Origin of the sequence: Streptomyces sp. NPDC047002 (assembly GCF_040704505.1) — a bacterium.
Classification (GTDB): Bacteria; Actinomycetota; Actinomycetes; order Streptomycetales; family Streptomycetaceae; genus Streptomyces.
The window spans coordinates 12,608-30,417 of sequence record NZ_JBEYWC010000008.1 but is presented as its reverse complement, the minus strand read 5'-3'; the positions used below and the strand labels follow the sequence as shown (position 1 = coordinate 30,417).

The 17,810-nt window shown below is 73.8% G+C and carries 16 protein-coding genes and 1 riboswitch; of the genes, 12 read left to right on the top strand and 4 right to left on the bottom strand.

Annotated features, from left to right (window positions below; translation table 11 throughout):
* Positions 1 to 149 precede the first annotated feature (149 nt).
* The 7 genes from AB0910_RS10485 to AB0910_RS10455 all read left to right on the top strand — a co-directional run bounded on the left by AB0910_RS10485 (position 150) and on the right by AB0910_RS10455 (position 8,863).
* Positions 150 to 1,673 carry a glycosyltransferase family 29 protein gene (locus tag AB0910_RS10485; protein ID WP_366744143.1) on the top strand — a complete coding sequence of 508 codons (1,524 nt, stop codon included), beginning with the start codon at positions 150 to 152 and terminating at the stop codon, positions 1,671 to 1,673.
* The gene (locus tag AB0910_RS10480) at positions 1,670 to 4,015 is read left to right on the top strand and encodes a glycosyltransferase (protein WP_366744142.1); all 2,346 of its coding nucleotides are present in this window, start codon (positions 1,670 to 1,672) and stop codon (positions 4,013 to 4,015) included. The genes AB0910_RS10485 and AB0910_RS10480 overlap by 4 nt, the downstream gene beginning before the upstream one ends.
* Positions 4,016 to 4,199: 184 nt before the next feature.
* Positions 4,200 to 4,685 (top strand): TrkA C-terminal domain-containing protein, encoded by a 486-nt coding sequence (locus tag AB0910_RS10475; protein ID WP_366744141.1) that lies wholly within the window; start codon positions 4,200 to 4,202, stop codon positions 4,683 to 4,685.
* A gap of 4 nt (positions 4,686 to 4,689) precedes the next feature.
* Positions 4,690 to 5,919, top strand: a complete 1,230-nt coding sequence (locus AB0910_RS10470) for a cation:proton antiporter (protein ID WP_366744140.1) — start codon at positions 4,690 to 4,692, stop codon at positions 5,917 to 5,919.
* Between the two features lie 85 nt (positions 5,920 to 6,004).
* Positions 6,005 to 6,970 carry a helix-turn-helix transcriptional regulator gene (locus AB0910_RS10465; RefSeq protein WP_366744139.1) on the top strand — a complete coding sequence of 322 codons (966 nt, stop codon included), beginning with the start codon at positions 6,005 to 6,007 and terminating at the stop codon, positions 6,968 to 6,970.
* 43 nt (positions 6,971 to 7,013) lie between these two features.
* On the top strand, positions 7,014 to 8,036 hold the full coding sequence (locus tag AB0910_RS10460; protein WP_366744138.1) for an SDR family oxidoreductase: 1,023 nt from the start codon (positions 7,014 to 7,016) through the stop codon (positions 8,034 to 8,036).
* Positions 8,037 to 8,107: 71 nt separating this feature from the next.
* Entirely contained in the window at positions 8,108 to 8,863 is a 756-nt protein-coding gene (locus AB0910_RS10455) for an SDR family oxidoreductase (RefSeq protein WP_366744137.1), read from the top strand.
* A gap of 73 nt (positions 8,864 to 8,936) precedes the next feature.
* Here AB0910_RS10455 and AB0910_RS10450 read toward each other — a convergent pair whose 3' ends face one another.
* The 3 genes from AB0910_RS10450 to AB0910_RS10440 all read right to left on the bottom strand — a co-directional run bounded on the left by AB0910_RS10450 (position 8,937) and on the right by AB0910_RS10440 (position 13,372).
* A complete protein-coding gene (locus tag AB0910_RS10450) occupies positions 8,937 to 11,747 on the bottom strand; it encodes a penicillin acylase family protein (RefSeq protein WP_366744136.1) in 2,811 nt (936 codons plus the stop codon).
* A gap of 102 nt (positions 11,748 to 11,849) precedes the next feature.
* Positions 11,850 to 12,860 carry an aldo/keto reductase gene (locus tag AB0910_RS10445; RefSeq protein ID WP_366744135.1) on the bottom strand — a complete coding sequence of 337 codons (1,011 nt, stop codon included), beginning with the start codon at positions 12,858 to 12,860 and terminating at the stop codon, positions 11,850 to 11,852.
* Positions 12,861 to 13,015: 155 nt separating this feature from the next.
* Positions 13,016 to 13,372, bottom strand: a complete 357-nt coding sequence (locus AB0910_RS10440; RefSeq protein ID WP_366744134.1) for an isomerase — start codon at positions 13,370 to 13,372, stop codon at positions 13,016 to 13,018.
* A 200-nt stretch (positions 13,373 to 13,572) separates the two neighbouring features.
* On the opposite strand from AB0910_RS10440, the gene AB0910_RS10435 reads away from it, so the two are divergent.
* Positions 13,573 to 14,292: a lysophospholipid acyltransferase family protein gene (locus AB0910_RS10435; RefSeq protein ID WP_366744133.1), complete on the top strand. Its 720-nt coding sequence runs from the start codon at positions 13,573 to 13,575 to the stop codon at positions 14,290 to 14,292.
* Positions 14,293 to 14,354: 62 nt separating this feature from the next.
* On the top strand, positions 14,355 to 15,404 hold the full coding sequence (locus AB0910_RS10430) for an NAD(P)-dependent oxidoreductase (protein WP_366744132.1): 1,050 nt from the start codon (positions 14,355 to 14,357) through the stop codon (positions 15,402 to 15,404).
* A gap of 51 nt (positions 15,405 to 15,455) precedes the next feature.
* Here AB0910_RS10430 and AB0910_RS10425 read toward each other — a convergent pair whose 3' ends face one another.
* A complete protein-coding gene (locus AB0910_RS10425) occupies positions 15,456 to 15,737 on the bottom strand; it encodes a type II toxin-antitoxin system Phd/YefM family antitoxin (RefSeq protein ID WP_366744131.1) in 282 nt (93 codons plus the stop codon).
* 62 nt (positions 15,738 to 15,799) lie between these two features.
* Here AB0910_RS10425 and AB0910_RS10420 point away from each other — a divergent pair, with 62 nt between their 5' ends.
* From AB0910_RS10420 to AB0910_RS10410, 3 genes are all read left to right on the top strand, one after another.
* Positions 15,800 to 16,447: an ATP-dependent Clp protease proteolytic subunit gene (locus tag AB0910_RS10420; RefSeq protein ID WP_366744130.1), complete on the top strand. Its 648-nt coding sequence runs from the start codon at positions 15,800 to 15,802 to the stop codon at positions 16,445 to 16,447.
* Between the two features lie 7 nt (positions 16,448 to 16,454).
* Positions 16,455 to 16,763, top strand: coding sequence for a hypothetical protein (locus tag AB0910_RS10415; RefSeq protein ID WP_366744129.1), 309 nt, complete (start codon positions 16,455 to 16,457; stop codon positions 16,761 to 16,763).
* Positions 16,764 to 17,121: 358 nt separating this feature from the next.
* A riboswitch (cyclic di-AMP (ydaO/yuaA leader) is annotated at positions 17,122 to 17,304 on the top strand.
* Positions 17,305 to 17,307: 3 nt separating this feature from the next.
* Positions 17,308 to 17,787: a C40 family peptidase gene (locus AB0910_RS10410; protein ID WP_366744128.1), complete on the top strand. Its 480-nt coding sequence runs from the start codon at positions 17,308 to 17,310 to the stop codon at positions 17,785 to 17,787.
* The last annotated feature ends 23 nt before the right edge of the window (positions 17,788 to 17,810 follow it).

Genomic DNA, 17,810 nt, shown 5'->3' with positions numbered 1-17,810 from the left:
GACCGACCCGGCATTGCCCTGTCTTTGCGGGCGCGGCCCGCCGGGTTCCGCGGGCGGTCGCCGTGCGTTCACCGAGGCTTCGTCCGCGTTCCTTAGCGTGCTGCGACCCCGTACGACCTTCCTCGGCGGGGCAGCGACCTTGGAGCAGCATGACGATGGCCCGCAACCCCAGGCCCCGGCCGCGCGGCGGGAGCGGCGCACCGGCCGCCCCCGCCGCCGCGGGGCAGGTGGCGCCCGTGTCCCTCGCCGAGTGCCTGAGCGCCTGTGCGGCGCACAGCGGCAAACTCGTGGCGAGCCTGGACCGGCGCCGCGGCGAACTGGCCGAGCGGCTGCGCGCCGTGCTCGCCCTGCACGCGCAGGACCCGGTCTCCCGGGAGGCGCCCGCCGCGGCCGGCTCCGGTGCGGTGAGCGGCCTGTTCCGCCGGGCCGCGCGTCCGGGGCAGGCGGCGGGCGGCAGGCCCCTGACCCCCGGGCTGCTCGACGCGCTCCTCGACGCCGGGAGCAAGGCGCTCGAGTGCGGGTACGACGACGAGCGGCGGCTCGCCCTGCTCATGTCCGCCGCGATCCTCACCGAGCGCAAGGGCTCGCGCGCGGGGTGGCGGCTGCGGGCGCGCGCCCTTGAGGCCCTGGGCGACGAGGGCGCGGCGATCGACGCGTACCAGAACTACCTGGACCGGACCTCGGAGGACGGCTACGGCATCGCCTCGAAGATCGCGGGGCTGCGGATCGCGGGAGAGCGCGCGGCCGAGGCGGTGGCGCTGCTTGAGCGCGCGTGCCCGGCGGCGGCCCCGTACGCGAAGGGGCCGGCCACCGACGCCTGGGCCGAGGGCCTCGCCCTGCACGACGCGGGCGACTGGGCGGGGGCCGAGCCGCGCCTCGTCGGCGCGCTGCTCGCCCTCGCGGGCGACGGGAGCCCCGCCGACGACTTCCGGCAGGGCGTGGGCGACTACCTCGACCTGCGCGCCGGGCGGCGGGGCGGCGACGCCGCGGGCCTCGGCGAACTGGCGGGCCTCTATGCGGACATGCGCAGGAACCGGATACGCGGCCCGGTCGACGACCCGGGGTTCGGCGGGACCGAGTGGCTGAGCATCGGCGAGTTCCGCGGCCTGATCACCGGCAAGTCGATCTGCCTGGTCGCCAACTCGCGGAGCCTGGGCCGCAGTTCACTGGGCGCGGAGATCGACTCCTACGACCTGGTGGTGCGCTTCAACTCGTACCGGATCGACGCGCCGGCGACCGGCGCGCGCACGGACATCCACGCGTCCATCCACAAGCACGCCTTCAACTGGGACCAGCACGTCACGACCCGGCTGGTCTTCGGCGGCGTCCCGGGCGACTGGATGTACTCCCTGCGCAACCGCCTGGTGCCGGGGGCACAGCGCTACCTGGGCGACGACTCGCTGCGCTGGCCCCTGCGGAACGTCGGCAGGGTGGGCGCCGACGTCTGGCCCTCCGTCCCCACCACCGGCTTCAACACGCTGTGGCTGCTCGACTTCCTCGACGTCAGCCCGCGGCTCGACCTGTTCGGCTTCGACTTCTACGAGAGCGGCGCGTACCGCGTCCAGGAGGCCATGCGCCAGCCCATCGCCTCCGTGCACGAGTACCGGGACGAGAAGGCCTGGGTGATGGAGCGCGCCACCCGCGTGACAGAGACAAGGATCTCCCTGAGATGACCAGCGCATCCCGCACCGCCGCCGCACCGCAGACCGGGAACCTCACGGGCCGGCGCAGGATCGCCTTCGCGAGCTTCGTCGACGAGAACTACCTGCCGGGCTTCCTCGCGCTGCTGCGCAGCCTCGCCCTGTCGAACCCGTCGGTGTGCGAGGACTTCCTCGTCCTCCACGAGGACCTGCGCCCGACCTCCGTGGCGCGGATACGCGCCCTGCACCCCCGCGTCAGGCTGATACGGGTGGACGCGGAGCGCTATGACGGATACGTCAAGGGCGATCAGCACAACTACCTCGTCCGCAAGGCGTACTTCATCCTCGATGTGTTCCGCGTCCGCGACTACGACACGGTCATCGCCCTCGACACCGACATGGTGGTACTCGGCGACCTCGGCGAACTGCTGCGGCTGCGCGAGGGGATCGCGGCCGTGCCGCAGTTCTTCTACGGGCAGCACAAGCTCAACAGCGGCCTGCTGGTGATCCAGCGCGAGTACCTCACCGACGCGTTCTGCGCCCGGCTCGACGCGGTGGGCCGCAGCGGGGACTACGAGCTCGACAAGCACGACCAGGGCATCCTGAACGCGGTGCTCGACGGGGACTTCGTGCGGCTCGACTCGCGGTACAACTTCGTCAAGCGGCGGCTCTCCGGTGACCTGCCGGTCCCCGAGGACACGGTGGTCCTGCACTTCACCGGCCGCCACAAGCCGTGGCAGGGCGGGGAGGACGGCTACGCGGGCGCCGAGGAGTGCTGGCGGTCGTTCGAGCTGGCGGACGACCGGTTCCGCGCCGCGTACCTGGCGCTGCCGAAGGCACTCCACCACGACCTCGCCGTGCACCTCGGCACCCCGCACGTGGCGCGCACGGGGAGCCTCGACGGCGCACGCCGCCTCGCGCAGGCGCACCTCGACGCGGGCGAGTACCAGCAGGCCGCCGACGCGTTCAGCGGTGTGCACATCCCCGCGGACGAGGCCCTGCCGCACGAGGTGTACGGGCGGGCGCTGATGAGCCTGTCGCGCGACCGGGAGGCCGAGGCGCACCTGCTGCTCGGCACCTCTGTGCCGACGCGCGCGGCGAGCGCCTTCAGCCGGCTCGCGCAGCTCGCCTGGGTGCGCGGCGACGACGCCTCGGCGCACGCCTACGCGACGGACGGCCTCCGCGTCGACCCGACGCACCGGGCGAGCCGCCTGATGCGGCAGCGCAGCGCGCCGCGCCCGCCCGTCCAGGAGGGGCCGGCGGACGAGCAGCTCGCGCACGTCGCCTTCTACATGCCGCAGCAGGGCAACGCGGGCGACAAGGTGCTGCCGGAGTCTGTGCGCCTGGCCTTCGGCCCGGAGAGCGGCCCGCGCCGCTGGCACTCCGTGCACGCGCACCGGCTGTTCGACGAGGCGGCGCTCGCCCGGGTCAACAGGCGGCGCGGCCTGGTCGTCGGCGGTGGCGGCCTGTTCATCCCGGACACCGCGCCCAACGGCAACAGCGGCTGGCAGTGGAACGTCACGGACGACGCGCTCGCCCGGATCGACGTGCCGGTCGTGGTGTACGCCGTCGGTTTCAACGCGTTCGACGGGCAGCGCTACGGCTTCGACAGGTTCCGCACCTCGCTCACGCGGCTGGTGGAGCGCGCCGACTTCTTCGGGCTGCGCAACCACGGCTCCATCGAGCAGGTGCGCGCGCTGCTGCCCGCAGGGCTGCGCGACAAGGTCCGCTACCAGCCGTGCCCGACGACGGTCACGCGGCAGCTCGTCGACGGCTGGCGCGACCCGGCGCGCCGGGACGACACGGTCCTGCTCAACGCGGCCTACGACCGCGCGGGGATGCGCTTCGGCCACGACTACGGCCACTTCCTCGGGCAGTTGGCCGAGGCGGTACGGGCGATCGGCGCGCACGCCGAGGTGAAGTGCGTGGCGCACGCACTCGACGACGAGCGCGTCGCCTTCGACCTGCGGCGCGAGCACGAGATCTCGCTGCCCGTCGTGCCCCTGTACGACGCGGACAACGACACCATCAGGGACGTGTTCGCCCGCACCCGGCTCGTCATCGGGATGCGCGGGCACGCGACGATGATCCCCTTCGGCTGCGGCACGCCGGTGATCAGCCTGATCTCGCACCCGAAGATGGCCTACTTCCTCGCGGACATCGACCGGCCCGGCTGGGGCCTTTCGGTGCACGACGCGCACCTCGGCGCGCGCCTCACCGAGCTGGCGGTGTCGATGCTGGACGACCAGGCGGGCGCCGTCGCCGACGTGCACGGGCGCCAGCAGGAGCTGTGGAAGGTCACTCAGGCCAACGGCGCGGACATCGCGTCGGCGCTCCCGTCACACACCGGCGCGCCGGCGCCCCGCGGGGGCTGACGCGCGCACCGCGGTACGGGCCTTCCGCGCGCCCGCACCGCGGTCCCGGCCCAGCGCGCGCCCGCCCGCGTCCCGGTACGCGCCCGCGCCGCGACCTGCCCACCGCCTCGCCCCGGATCGAACGCTTGACCAATTCGTTAGGATATCCCGGGCAATTCTTGAACGCGGAACAGAGGGGCCGGCGATGAAGGGTGCGGCACGCACGCGAAAAACGGCGCTGCCAGGAGTAGGGACGCGGTGCGACCTCGACACCGGGACAGGGCAGCACCTGTCCGTCGTGGTCCACCTGGACGGCCGCCGCACGGTCGGCTTCCACGACCCGGAGGACGAGGACAGCTGCAAGGAGACGGTGACCCTCGCGCCCGACGAGGCGGCGGCGCTCGCGGAGGTGCTCGCCCCCGACTCGCTGCGGGCCGTGCGGCAGCAGGTCGAGATCGACCTGGTCACCGAGCGCATCCCGGTCTCCAAGAACTCCCCGTACGCGGGCCGCCCGCTCGGCGAGACCAAGGCGCGCACCCGCACGGGCGCGTCCATCGTCGCCGTGCTGCGCCGCACCGGCGCGTTCCCCTCCCCCACGCCCGACTTCCGCTTCGCCATCGGCGACGTCCTGGTGGTCGTCGGGACCCGGGAGGGCGTCGACGCCGTCGGCACACTGATCGCGGGAGGATAGGCGCGTGCAGGACACCTCGCTGCTCATAGAACTCGGAGCCATCGTCCTGGCGCTCGGCATCCTGGGCCGCTTCGCGGGCCGTATCGGATTCTCGCCGATCCCCCTCTACCTGCTCGCGGGCCTCGCCTTCGGCAAGGGCGGGCTGCTCCCGCTCGACGCCAGCGAGGACTTCGTCGCCACAGGCGCCGAGATCGGCGTCATCCTGCTCCTGCTGCTGCTCGGCCTGGAGTACAGCGCGTCGGAGCTGGTCAGCAGCCTCAAGACGCAGTACCCCTCGGGTGCCATCGACTTCGTCTTCAACGCGCTGCCCGGCGCGGCGGCCGCGCTGCTGCTCGGCTGGGGGCCCGTCGCCGCCGTCGCCCTCGCGGGGGTGACCTGGATCTCCTCGTCCGGCGTCATCGCGAAGGTGCTCGGCGACCTCGGGCGGCTCGGCAACCGCGAGACCCCCGTCATCCTCGGTGTCCTCGTCATGGAGGACCTGGCCATGGCGGTGTACCTGCCGATCCTGACGGCCCTGCTCTCGGGAGTGGGCCTCGCGGGCGGCAGCATCACCCTGCTCATCTCGCTCGGCACGGTCGGCGCCGTCCTCTATGTGGCGCTGCGCCACGGGCGGCTGATCAGCAGGGCCGTCTCCTCGGACAACGCGGAGATGCTGCTCCTCGTCGTGCTGGGCCTCGCGCTGCTCGTCGCCGGCATCGCGCAGCAGCTCCAGGTCTCGGCGGCGGTCGGCGCCTTCCTTGTGGGCATCGCCCTGTCCGGGGAGGTCGCGGAGGGCGCGAGCAGCCTGCTCACACCGCTGCGCGACCTGTTCGCCGCCGTGTTCTTCGTCTTCTTCGGACTGAGCACCAACCCGGCCGACATCCCGCCGGTGCTGCTGCCCGCCCTGCTGCTGGCCGCCGTGACGGCGCTGACGAAGGTGGCGACCGGGTACGTCGCGGCCCGCAGGGCGGGCATCAGGACCGCGGGCCGGTGGCGGGCGGGTGGCGCGCTGGTCGCACGCGGCGAGTTCTCCATCGTCATCGCCGGGCTCGCCGTGGGTGTCGACTCGCGGATCGGCCCGCTGGCCACCGCGTACGTGCTGATCCTGGTGATCCTCGGCCCGCTGGGCGCCCGCTTCACCGAGCCGGTGGCCCGCCGCCTCACCGCCCGTGCGGCCCGCCGCACCCGGCGCGAGAGCCGGGCGGAGGCGCCGGAGGACCCGCTGCCCGACACGCAGGTCTCAGGCCGCTCGTAGCGCGCCGCGGCGGCCGCGCCGCCGGCCGCCGCATGGGACCGGGGGTACCAGGCACATCGCCGCCCCGCGTTCCATGCTGGAAGGCATGAGGCGCACCGATTCCGACTCCCCGAAGGACACCGCGGACTCCGCGGGCAGGTCCGGGTCCGCCGCGCGGTCCGAGGCCCGCCGGGCGGGCGCGGGCTCGGGCGACCGGGCGCTCGGCGACTTCCTGCGCGCGCTGCGCGGGCGTGCCGACCCGGCGCGGCTCGGCGTGTTCGACGACGGCAGGCCGCGCCGGGTCCCCGGCCTGCGCAGAGAGGAACTGGCGGAGCTCGCGCACGTCAGCGTCGACTACGTCGTACGGATCGAGCAGGGCCGCAAGCGGCGCGTGTCGCGCGCGGTGCTGACCGCCCTGGCGGACGCGCTGGACCTGGACGGCGACGAGCGGCTCTACCTCTTCGCCGTCGCCGTCGCCGGGACCTCCCCGCGGGACGCGGCACACCCGCAGGACACGCCGGACGACCGGGTGCCCGACAGCGTGCGGCGGCTGCTCGACGGCCTGCCCTTGCTGCCCGCCCTCGTCCTCAGCCGGCGCATGGACGTGCTGGCCTGGAACACGGCGGCCACCTGGCTGCTCGTGGACTTCGGCGCGCTGCCGAAGGAGGGCCGCAACCTGGTCAGGCTGGCGTTCCTCGACCCCGGCTACCAGGCCCTGTTCGGCGACGGCTGGGAGCCCATGGCCAGGGAGTCGGTGGCCGCGCTGCGCATGGAGGCGGGCCGCCGCCCCGAGGACACCGCGCTCCAGGCCCTCGTCGGAGAGCTGAGCGTGCGCGACGCGCGCTTCCGGGCCTGGTGGGCCGCCCAGTCGGTGAGCGCGCCCAAGCTGCGCCGCAAGACCTACCACCATCCGCTCGCCGGCCCCATGACGCTCGACGCCCAGGTGTACGCGGTCGAGGGCAGCCCCGGCCTCTCCCTGGTCGGCTACAGCGCGCCGGCGGGCTCGCCCTCCGAGGACGCCCTGCGCTTCCTCGCGCAGTGGAACTCCGAGGGCCAGGAGCGCCGGCCCTAGGCCGCGCCCGCGAAGGCACCCTCCACACAGGAAGTACGGCACAGTGACTGATCAGCGTTCCCAGAAACGGCAGGACGACCACAGGACCCGGCAGGGGTGGAGCGTCCCCGACTGCACCGGCCGCACGGCGGTCGTGACCGGCGCGACCAGCGGCGTCGGGTTCGAGGTGGCGAAGCAGCTGGCACGCGCCGGCGCCCGGGTCGTCCTCGCGGTGCGCAACGCGGACAAGGGCAGGGCCTCGCTCGACGCGATCCGCGCCGAGGTGCCGGGGGCCGCCGTGGGGCAGGAGCGGCTCGACGTCGCCTCGCTCGCGTCGGTGCGCGACTTCACCCACCGGCTCTCCGCGGCGGGCACCCCGGTGGACATCCTGGTCAACAACGCCGGGATCATGGACGTACCGCGGCGCGAGCTGACGCCCGACGGCTTCGAGCTCCAGCTGGCCACCAATTTCCTCGGGCACTTCGCCCTGGCGGCCGGGCTCGTCGACGCGCTGCGCGCCTCGCCCGGCGGCGGCCGCGTGGTGAACCTCGGCAGCCTCGCGGTGAACTTCCCGACCACCCGGCTCGACCTGTCGGACCTCCAACTCCAGCGCCGCTACTCGGGGATGCGGGCGTACGGGCAGTCGAAGCTCGCGGCGCTGCTGTTCGCGTTCGAGCTGGGCCGCAGGAGCGAGCGGGGGTCCTGGGGCGTCACCAGCACGGCCGCGCACCCCGGGTCCTGCACCACGAACCTCCAGGTGACGGGGAAGCGCTTCGGCAAGGACACCACGAAGCGCCCGGTCAACGCGACGACGCTGGTCATGCGGGTCCCCGGACTGCACCAGGGGGCCGACCAGGGCGCCCTGCCGGTGCTGCGGGCCGCCACCGACCCCGGCGCGCGCCAGGGCGACTACTTCGGCCCCTCACGCAACTTCGAGGCGGTCGGCGCGCCCGGCCGCGCCCGGGTGCCCCGCGCCGCGCGCGATCCGCGGCGCGCCGCCGACCTGTGGGAGCGCGCCGTGGAGCTGACCGGCGCGCGGTGGCCGGGGGCGGGCGCGCCGCGGGAGGCGGCCCACCGGAGTAATTGACCGCACGGTCCATAACAGCTACGTTATTTGACCGTATGGTCAATAACGTAGCTGTTATGGAGGCACCCGTCATGTCAGGCGTACTGGAGAACAAGGTGGCCCTGGTCACCGGGGGCGGCAGCGGCATCGGCCTCGCGATCGTCCGGCGCTTCGTCCGGGAGGGCGCGCATGTCTTCCTCACCGGCCGCAGGCAGGGCCCGCTGGACGCGGCGGCCGCGGAGCTCGGTGACCGGGTGACGCCCGTGAGGGCCGACGCGGGCGACCCCGCCGAACTGGACGCGCTCTACGAGCGGGTGCGCGCCGACGCGGGACGCATCGACGTCCTGGTGGCCAACGCGGGCGGCGGCGTGGCCGGTTCGCTCGGAGAGATCACGGAGAAGGACTTCGACGCGATGTTCGCCACCAATGTGAAGGGTCCGCTTTTCACCCTCCAGAAGGCGCTGCCGCTGCTCTCCCCCGGCGCCTCCGTCATCGTCACGGGCTCGACGACCGCCACCCGCCCCGACCCGGGGCTCGACGTCTACTCGGCCACCAAGGCGGCCCTGCGCAACCTCGTGCGCAGCTGGGCGCGCCAGGCCAAGGAGCGGCAGTTCCGCGTCAACGTGCTCAGCCCAGGACCGACCAGGACGCCGGGGCTGCTCGGCGTCCTGCCCGAGGGCCAGGAGGAGGCGGTGCTCGACCGGTTCGCCGCCGCGGTCGCCCTGGGGCGCGTGGGCGACCCCGACGAGATCGCGGGCGCCGCCCTCTTCCTCGCGTCCCCCGACTCCTCGTACGTCAACGGCGCGGATCTCTTCGCCGACGGCGGCTACGCGCAGGTCGTGGTCTGACCGCGCGTCCCCCGCCCGCGGCCCGCAGGCGGGGGACGCGCACCGTCCCCCGCCCCGGGCTGCGCCCGGCGCGCTACCGGTGCGCGGGGAACTCCACGACCTGCTGGTACGTGGGGCGGTTCTGCCAGGAGATCCGGTCGTCGGTGACCCCGCCGAGCGGGCGCTGCACGACGCTGTCGGCGCACCACTGGTCGCCCGCCGCGCAGCCGTCGTCACCCGGGTAGACCTGGCCGGCGGGCTCGGCCGCCGCCCGCTGCAGCGAGTCGAGCAGCGCCGTGCGGCAGGCGGAGAGGTCGCCGCCGCCACAGTAGGCCGCGCCGAGGCCGCCGCGCACCGGCTCGCCGAGCACGGCCCTGAGGTCCTTGTCGACATAGGACCACCAGCCGTACTGGAAGGAGCTGCCCGCGTGGCCCCCGGTGGGGCCGTGCGCAGCCGAGGGCGACTCGTCGACGGTGAGGTTCGCGGTCAGCGCGGTGTACAGGCCGTCGCCGAGCCCCGGCTTGAACTCGGCCTCGACCAGCAGCGGCCACCAGGCGTCCATGATCCGGACCGCGTCGGCGTCCGCGTAGGCATGCGAACCGGGGGTGGTCTCCCGGCGCTTGCTGCCGTCCGCGGCCCAGCTCTCCAGCTTCTGCACGGCCTCCTCGGCCGCGGGATCGGTGACGGGGGCGCTGCGCACCACGGCGAGCAGGTCGGGCAGCACGTCCTCGCCCCGCAGGTCGGTCAGCGCCGCGTCGGCCATCGCCCGGGTGAGGGCGGCGCGGGTGACGCCGCCCTTGCGCACGAGCGCCTTGACCCGGGCGTCGAGCAGGTCGGCCCGGTGCACGGAACCGTCGCCGAAGGAGGCCGAATCGTACCCGGCGGCCTGCTTGTTGTTCCAGGACACGTAGTAGTCCTGGTCGACCGACTGCGGGTGCTGGGCGGGCGGTGTGTAGTCGGCGGTGTTGTCGTCGGGGTCGAACCCCCGCCATTCGTAGGCGGGTTCGGCGAGCACCGGCAGGGAGGCGTCGACGCCGTCGGCGCGCACCGGGTTGGTGCCCGAGTTGTAGTAGGCGGTGTGCCGGTCGTCTGCGTAGAACCAGTTGAACGTGTAGTCGATGTGCTGCGCGGCGCTCTGGAAGCTCGCCGGATCGTGCACGTAGCCAGGGTCGTTGAGCATCTGGAAGCCGATGATGGAGTCGGCCTCGTGCCGGTAGGAGCTGCGCAGCGTGGTGTACGCGACGGGCTTGCCGCCGACGGTCGCGCGGTACTGCACCGGGCCGTACTTCGTGCGGTACACCTGCATCCGGTAGGAGCCCTCGGCGGTGGAGTCGGCGAGCGTCGGCGACCAGGAGTCGGCGCGCTCCAGCTTCTCCATCGGCAGGCAACTCCCGTGCCACATGTAGGAGGTGGAGTCCTTGGCGGGCGCCGAGCCGTCCGGCTCGCACAGCTGGACGGCGTAGGTGTCGGTGACGTCCTGGCTCGCCGAGGTGGCGCTCCAGGCGTAGTCCTGGCCGCGGCCGAGCTCCACGTACAGGCTCAGGCCGGCGAAGGCGGCGCCGCGGGCGCTGATGCCGGGGCCCTGCAGCTCTTCGAGCATCAGCAGCTGGGGCGCGAAGTAGCCGGTCTGCGGGCCGAAGATGGCGACGGGGTGGCCGCTCGCGGTGTGCGCGCCGGAGACGACGAGCGCGTTGGACATGCCCTTGCGCGGGGTGGCGAGGAGGTCGGCGGGCAGCACCCCGTTGTCGTAGATGCCCTGGAGCGGCTTCAGCCGGGCGGGCGCCCGCACGGGGGTGCGCCGCGCCGTCGCGCCCTGCGCCGCGGAGCCGGTGCGGTCGTACACGAGGGGCTCCTCGGTGACCGAGCCGGGGTCGGGCAGCGCCGTGCCCCTGGGTTCTGCGGGCCTGACCGCGTAGGGGAAGCTCTGGCCGTCGTGCAGGGTGCGCACGGCCTCCGGGTCGTCGCGCTCCCTGAAGGACTCCCAGACCTCGGTGCCGCGCGCCACGCCGTACTCGGACTGCGCGGCCTGGAGCGAGAGGGCGTTCTGCACCTCTCCCCCGCCGCCGGAGCCGAACAGCGCGCCCACCACGGAGGCGAGCGCGATCAGGTCGGTCGGCTTGAACCGGTCGATGGTGCCCGCGTTGGTGATGGGGTCGATGTGCCCCGTCAGGTCGTACTCGCCGGGGAAGTAGCGGCCCGGCTTGGCCTTGGCGATGTACGCGTTGATCCCCGCGACGTAGTCCTGCGCGTCGGCGAGCGCCTGGGCGCCGCGCGCGCCGGCGGCCGACAGCCGGTCGACCTGGCTCTGCAGGTCGGCCTCCGTGTAGGGGGCCGCGCGCCAGAACTGCTGCTCGAGCCCCTGGTTGGCGGCTGCGCCGCCGGCGAAGGAGGTCAGCTCGCCGCGGCCCACGTGCCGGAAGAGGTCCATCAGCCACAGCCGGTCCTGGGCCGCCGCGTACCCGGCGCCGAACTCGGTGCCCGCGCGGGTCGTGCCCTTGACGTGCGGCACCCCGGTGGCCTTGTCGCGCGTGATGGTGACGTCGGGGCGGGGGCTTTCGACGGAGGCGACCTGGTCCTTGGGGACGCCGAAGGAGGCGTCGTTGTAGAAGGCGCCGAGCGCGGCGTCCGTCAGCTGCGGGTAGCCGCCCGCCAGGTCGGCGTAGGGCCCGAGTTGGTCGCTGGTGTGCGCGGGGCGTGTGCCCAGGGTGCGGTTGGCGAGGATGTCGGCCAGTGTGGCGTTGCCGTTCTCGCCGGGCGGCAGGATGTCGCGGCACTGGCCGTTGCAGTAGTCGGCGCCGGGTTCCTCGGCCGCCGCGCGCGTCGGCGCCGGGGCGGCGAGCCCGAGGCCGAGGGCGAGCACGGCGCCTGCCGCGGCGGCTCTGAGACTGAGGGTGCGTCGTCGCATTCCCACTCCTCCCGGAAGGCAGTGGGGCAGACGTTACCGACGGTATGGCGGGCGGCGGCAGCCGTGTGCCCGCCATTTTTCCGGCGCGGCCCGCCGTGCGGGTCATGCGCCGCCGGGGAGGGGAGCCGCGGGGCTGACCAGGTTCGCGGCGCGCAGGTCGTGCCAGAAGGCGGCCGGGACGCGCTCGTCGAGCGCGGCGACGTCCTCGGCGATGCGGCCGGGACGGGTGGCGCCCGGCACGGCGGCGACGGCCACCGGGTGGGCGAGCGAGAACTGCAGGGCGGCCGCCTTGACGCTCACGCCGTGCCGCGCGGCGAGGTCCTTGAGCCTGCCGACCCGCTCGACGATCTCCTGCGGTGCCTGCCGGTACTCGAAGTGGGCGCCGCCCGCGAGGATGCCGGAGCTGTAGGGGCCGCCGACGACCATACCGACGTGCTGTTCAGCGGCGAGCGGCAGCAGGCGCTGGAGGGCGTGCGCGTGGTCGAGGAGGGTGTAGCGGCCTGCGAGGAGGAAGCCGTCGGGCTTCGGCTCGTCGAGCGCCAGGGTCATCTCGATGGGCTCGGTCTTGTTGACGCCGAGGCCCCAGGCCTTGATGACGCCCTCGTCGCGCAGCCTGGACAGGACGCGGAACGCTCCGGTGCGCGCCTCCTCGAACTTCTGCACCCACAGGTCGCCGTGGAAGTCCTGGGCGATGTCGTGGACCCAGACGACGTCGAGGCGGTCCACGCCGAGTCGTTCGAGGCTGCCCTCGATGGAGCGCTCGGCGGCGTCGGCCGTCCACGCGTGGAGCATCCTGTTCGGGTTGCCGTGCGCGAAGATGCCGCCCTTCTCGCCGAAGTCGGCCGTGGCGGTCTCGTGCTCGCCGAGGACGACCCTGCCAACCTTGGTGGAGAGCACGTAGGCGTCGCGCGGCTTGGCGGAGAGCACCTCGCCGAGGCGCTCCTCGGCGAGGCCCGCACCGTAGAAGGGCGCGGTGTCGTAGTAGCGGACTCCCTGCTCCCAGGCGGCCTCGACGGTGGCGCGCGCCTCGTCGTCGGGGATCGCGCGGAACATGTTGCCGAGCGGGGCGGTGCCGAAGCCGAGGCGGCCGGGGAGTACTTCCTTGAGGGACATGACAGTGCCTTCGCAGGGGGTGGGTGTGCGGGCCGGACGGCCTGTCCCGCAGGCCCTGTACCGACCGCGCGCACGTTAAATGCGTACGCGCTTTACATGCAAAGACAATACTTGCACACGCTAGCTATTGCAAGGCGCCGCCCTCCGCGCCGCGGTCAGCGGACGACCTTGAGGTAGGACGGGTCGAGCTCCCTGACCTCGGCCGAGGCGTGCAGCGTGACGCCCGCCACCGGCTGTACGTACCGCACGACCAGTTCGACGACCTCCCGCGTGAGCCGCGCCTTGACCTCGGCGTCGCGACCCGGCTGAAGGCCGATGGTCACATGCACCACCCCGTGCGCCGTCTCGCCCGCGCGCGCCACGGTCTCCTCGCACCGGGTGAACCGGGTCTTGCAGTCGGAGAGCGCAGCGGCCGCGATCTCCACCACCGCCGCGTGCATGGCCGACGCGAAGGCGCGCCGGTCGAAGGCGTCGGTCAGTACGGCGGAGTAGTCGACGGCGATCTGCGGCATGGGTGCTCCCTGGTGCTCGTCCCGTGGATGCGTGCTCCCACCCTCTGCCCGCCGCCGCGGGCCGCGAAGCCTCGCCGGGCAGACATGGGGACGCGCGCGGACGGCCATACTCCAGGGCACAGCCGGAACGACGGGCCGCAGGAGGACGGCCGGGACAGAACGCGGTTGCGGAGCCGATCCCGCGGAGCGAGGGAGAGATCGTGTTCTACTACGTGCTCAAGTACGTCCTGCTCGGGCCCCTGTTGCGGGTGGTCTTCCGGCCGCGCGTGGAGGGCCTCGACCGGGTGCCGGCGCGGGGCGCCGCGATCGTCGCAGGCAACCACCTGTCCTTCGCCGACCATTTCCTGATGCCGGCGGTCCTGCGCAGGCGCATCACCTTCCTGGCGAAGGCGGAGTACTTCACGGGCCGCGGCCCCAAGGGCCGGCTGACCGCCTTCTTCTTCCGCAGCGCCGGGCAGATCCCGGTGGACAGGTCGGGTCGCGACGCCGGGCGCACCGCCGTCGAGGAGGGCCTGGCGGTGCTCGGCAGGGGCGAGTTGCTCGGTATCTACCCGGAGGGCACCCGCTCGCACGACGGGCGCCTGTACAAGGGCAAGGTGGGGGTCGCCGTGATGGCGATCAGGGCGGGCGTGCCCGTGGTGCCGTGCGCCATGGTCGGGACGTACGAACTCCAGCCCGCCGGGCGCACGATGCCGCGGCTCGGCGCGGGCCGGGTCACGATCAGGTTCGGCGAGCCGCTCGACTTCTCCCGCTACGCGGGGCTCGACGGCGAGAAGGTTGCGATCCGCGCGGTGACGGACGAGATCATGTACGCCGTCCTGCGCCTCTCCGGCCAGGAGTACGTGGACCGCTACGCCGCGGACGTCAAGGCGGAACTCCCAGGACCGTCCCGGAGGTTCCCGCTGCGGCGCCGCCGTTAGCGTATCCGCGACGGGCGAACGGCGCTGGTCGCGGGCGCCGCGCCGCGCCTAGCGTGCCCGGCATGACACAAGGAGACGTGGTGGTGATCGGCGCCGCCGGACAGATCGGGCGCGCCGCCGTGCGGGTGCTCGCCGAGGACGGCTGGCGGGTGACGGCGGCCTCGCGCGGCGGCGGCCGGGACGCGGCGTGGCCGCAGGAGGTGCGGGCCGCCGCGCTCGACCGGGCCGACGACGCGGCGCTCGCCGCGGCCGTCGGCGACGGCTGCGACGTGGTGGTCGACCTGGTCGCGTACGACGAGGAGCACGCCGGGCAGCTGGCCGCGCTGGCGGCGGCGGGGCGGATCGGCTCCGCCGTGGTGGTCTCCACCGCGGCGGTCTACGAGGACGACGCGGGCCGGAGCTTCGACACGCAGGGCGAGCCGGGCGGCTTCCCCCGCTACCCGGTGCCCGTCCCCGAGTCGCAGCGGACGGTGGCGCCGGGCGACGCCTCGTACGGCACCCGCAAGGTGCGTCTTGAGCGGCGGCTCGCGGCGTCCGGGGACATGCTGCCCGCGACCGTGCTGCGGGCGGGCGCCGTGCACGGCGCGCACTGCCGCACCCCGCGCGAGCTGTACTTCGTGAAGCGCGCGCTGGACGGCCGCACCCGGCGCGTCCTCGCGTACGGCGGCGAGAGCCGCTTCCACCCGGTGCACACGTCGAACCTGGCCGAGCTGATCAGGCTGGCCGCCCGCGCCCCCGGCTCCCGGGTGCTCAACGCGGCCGATCCCGAGGCGCCGAGCGTCGCCGCCATCGCGGCGGCGGTGGACGCGGTGACGGGCGGCGCCCCCGAGACCGTGCTCGTGCCGGGGCCGCCGCCCGCGGACGGGGTCGGCGACACCCCCTGGTCGCTGCCGCACCCCGTGGTCCTCGACATGGGCGGGGCCGAGCACGCGCTCGGCTACCGGCCGGTGACGTCGTACGCGGACTCGCTGCCCGCGACGGTGGCCTACCTGACCGAGCGGCTCGCCGCGCACGCCGACTGGCGTGACGCCTTCCCCGCGATGGCGCGTGCGTACGGCGACGGCCTCTTCGACTACGCGGCCGAGGACGCCTGGCTCGCCTCGCGGCCCTGACGGGATGCCCGCCGCCCCGGCCTCGCGCGAGCGCGCCGGGCCGGGGCGCGGTCATTCCCGCCGGCGCTCGGACGTGTGGTGGGCGGCGATCCCGAAGCGCGGGCGTTCGCCTTCGGCGGACGGCACCTCGCGGACCGTGGAGACGGAGCGGGCCACCTGCTCCCCCGCCCCCTCCTCGGCGCTTTCGAGGAAGTCCAGGTCAGCGGCGGAGACCAGGGCGACAAGGGGCTTTCCGTGCCGGGTGACCACCACGCGCTCCCCGCCGTAGACGACGCGGTTGATCAGTTCGGCGAACTCGGCGCGGGCTTGCGTCACCGGAATCTCGTGGGCCATAGTCCCCATCATAGTTCTGTACATCCTGTACAGACTTTGCGTTCTTCGTTCCAGGAGGAGCCATGCAGCAGCCGTCGGCCAGGTACGTCCTGCCGGAGTTCACCGAGCGCACCAGCCTCGGGACCAGGACCCTCGACCCGTACTCGAAGCTGCTCGAAGGGCGCATCGTCTTCCTCGGCACGCCCGTCGACGAGGCCGCGGCCAACGACGTGATCGCGCAGCTGCTGCACCTGGAGTACGCGGCGCCAGACCAGGACATCGCGCTCTACCTCAACTCACCCGGCGGCTCGGTCACCGCGATGTCGTCCGTCTACGACACGATGCGGACGATCTCCTGCGACGTCGGCACGACCTGCCTCGGCCAGGTCGCCTCGGTCGCCGCCGTGCTGCTGGCGGCCGGCGCGCCGGGCAAGCGGATGGCGCTGCCCGGCGCGCGGATCGCGCTCCAGCAGCCCTCCCTCCCTGAGCCGGTGCGCGGGCAGCCGTCCGACCTGCTGATCCACGCGGAGGAACTGGTCAGGCAGCGCGCGTTCCTGACGCGGACGCTGGCGCACCACACCGGCAGGGAAGCGGCCGACATCGAGGCGAGCCTGGACCGCGACACCTTCCTCGACGCAGCAGGGGCCCTGGAGTTCGGGCTCGTGGACCATGTCGTCGACCGCCGCGCCGCCGGACCCTCGGCGGGCGCGGGCGCCCCCGCGGGGCGGTGAGCGGCCGGTGCTGCCGCCCGAGCTGCCGCCGCTGCCCGCGCTGACCCGGGCCGAGTGCGACGTGGTGGACGGCTATCTGGCCGTCGTGGACCTGGTCGGCCGCCTCAACCCGGCGCGCGGAGGGGACACGTATGCCGCGCTGCGTGCCGCGCAGGCGCTGCCCGCGCGCACCGTGGAACTGCGGGACGCCCTGGCGCGCATGCACACGCGCGGCGAGTCCGAGCTGCACGCGGGCACGCTCGCCAGGGCGCTGCGGGTGCTCGACGGCGAGCGGCGCGCCGGGCGGGTGGCGCTGCCGCGCGACACCTCGGCGTAAGCCCGGAGTCACCCCGGCCGCCGCACCCGGGCACTGCTCCCCTGCGGGCTCCCCGGACGGCGCAATCGGCGGGTCGGGCCCGGCCCCGTTCGGACCAGTCGTCCCCGGCGGTGCGGCGCACGCCCCGGTTGCGTACCGCGACGATGCGTACACGCTGAGCGGCCCCCACCACCGCTGGCCCGCGCCCGGGATCCGGTCCGCGGAGCCTCCCACCGACCTGGCGAATACGCACAAACAGATCAACTGTGATGAGTTTCACATATCGCCGTTTCGGCTCGGAAATCCGCGGGCGGCTTGTCACGATCCCTGCGACAGGTCGCAAGCCCTCGTCACCTGGCGAGGCGGTCCGGGCGGACGCCGAGTCCTGCCGCCGTACCGGACTTCGTGCGGACACGAGTGGATCGGCAGGAGTGGAGGACCCGAGCGTTACGGAACGGCGCGGCGACGCGACCGCTCCTCGGGGTGAAGCCGCTTCGGCGGCCGGGCACCTTCGCGCCCGAACCCGACAGGCCATCCTTCACAGGCGGCTGACGAAGGGTTGCGCATGACTGCGCAGGTTCATGTCCCGTCTCTGTTCTCCCGGGCCGGCACCGTGTCGGCCCTCACGCTGGTGGCCGTCGGCGGCGCCCTGGTGGCCCCCGGCGCCCAGCCCGACGCGCACGCCGCCTCCTCCGCCGTCGCCGTCCGGGCGGTGAGCGTCGCCGCGTCCAAGGCGGGCGCGCCGTACCACTGGGGCGCGGCGGGGCCCGACAGCTTCGACTGCTCGGGGCTCGCCGCCTACGCGTACAAGAAGGCCGGCACGTCGCTGCCCCGCACCACGCAGCAGCAGTACAACGGCACCGAGCACATCGCGGCCTCGGCCAGGCGCAAGGGCGACCTGGTCTTCTTCCACAGCGGCTCGAACGCCTACCACGTGGGCATCTACGCGGGCGACGACCGCATCTGGCACGCGCCCAAGACGGGTTCCACGGTGCGGCTCGAACACATCTGGACGAAGGACGTCTGGTACGGGCGCGTGGCCTGACCCGCCGCCCGCGCGGTGGCGGC

Bases quoted from the DNA above. Each gene is read 5' to 3' on its own strand.
- AB0910_RS10485 (WP_366744143.1), top strand. From the start codon at position 150: ATGACGATGGCCCGCAACCCCAGGCCCCGGCCGCGCGGCGGGAGCGGC.
- AB0910_RS10480 (WP_366744142.1), top strand. From the start codon at position 1,670: ATGACCAGCGCATCCCGCACCGCCGCCGCACCGCAGACCGGGAACCTC.
- AB0910_RS10475 (WP_366744141.1), top strand. From the start codon at position 4,200: ATGAAGGGTGCGGCACGCACGCGAAAAACGGCGCTGCCAGGAGTAGGG.
- AB0910_RS10465 (WP_366744139.1), top strand. From the start codon at position 6,005: ATGAGGCGCACCGATTCCGACTCCCCGAAGGACACCGCGGACTCCGCG.
- AB0910_RS10455 (WP_366744137.1), top strand. From the start codon at position 8,108: ATGTCAGGCGTACTGGAGAACAAGGTGGCCCTGGTCACCGGGGGCGGC.
- AB0910_RS10450 (WP_366744136.1), bottom strand. From the start codon at position 11,747: ATGCGACGACGCACCCTCAGTCTCAGAGCCGCCGCGGCAGGCGCCGTG.
- AB0910_RS10445 (WP_366744135.1), bottom strand. From the start codon at position 12,860: ATGTCCCTCAAGGAAGTACTCCCCGGCCGCCTCGGCTTCGGCACCGCC.
- AB0910_RS10440 (WP_366744134.1), bottom strand. From the start codon at position 13,372: ATGCCGCAGATCGCCGTCGACTACTCCGCCGTACTGACCGACGCCTTC.
- AB0910_RS10430 (WP_366744132.1), top strand. From the start codon at position 14,355: ATGACACAAGGAGACGTGGTGGTGATCGGCGCCGCCGGACAGATCGGG.
- AB0910_RS10425 (WP_366744131.1), bottom strand. From the start codon at position 15,737: ATGGCCCACGAGATTCCGGTGACGCAAGCCCGCGCCGAGTTCGCCGAA.
- AB0910_RS10420 (WP_366744130.1), top strand. From the start codon at position 15,800: ATGCAGCAGCCGTCGGCCAGGTACGTCCTGCCGGAGTTCACCGAGCGC.
- AB0910_RS10410 (WP_366744128.1), top strand. From the start codon at position 17,308: ATGACTGCGCAGGTTCATGTCCCGTCTCTGTTCTCCCGGGCCGGCACC.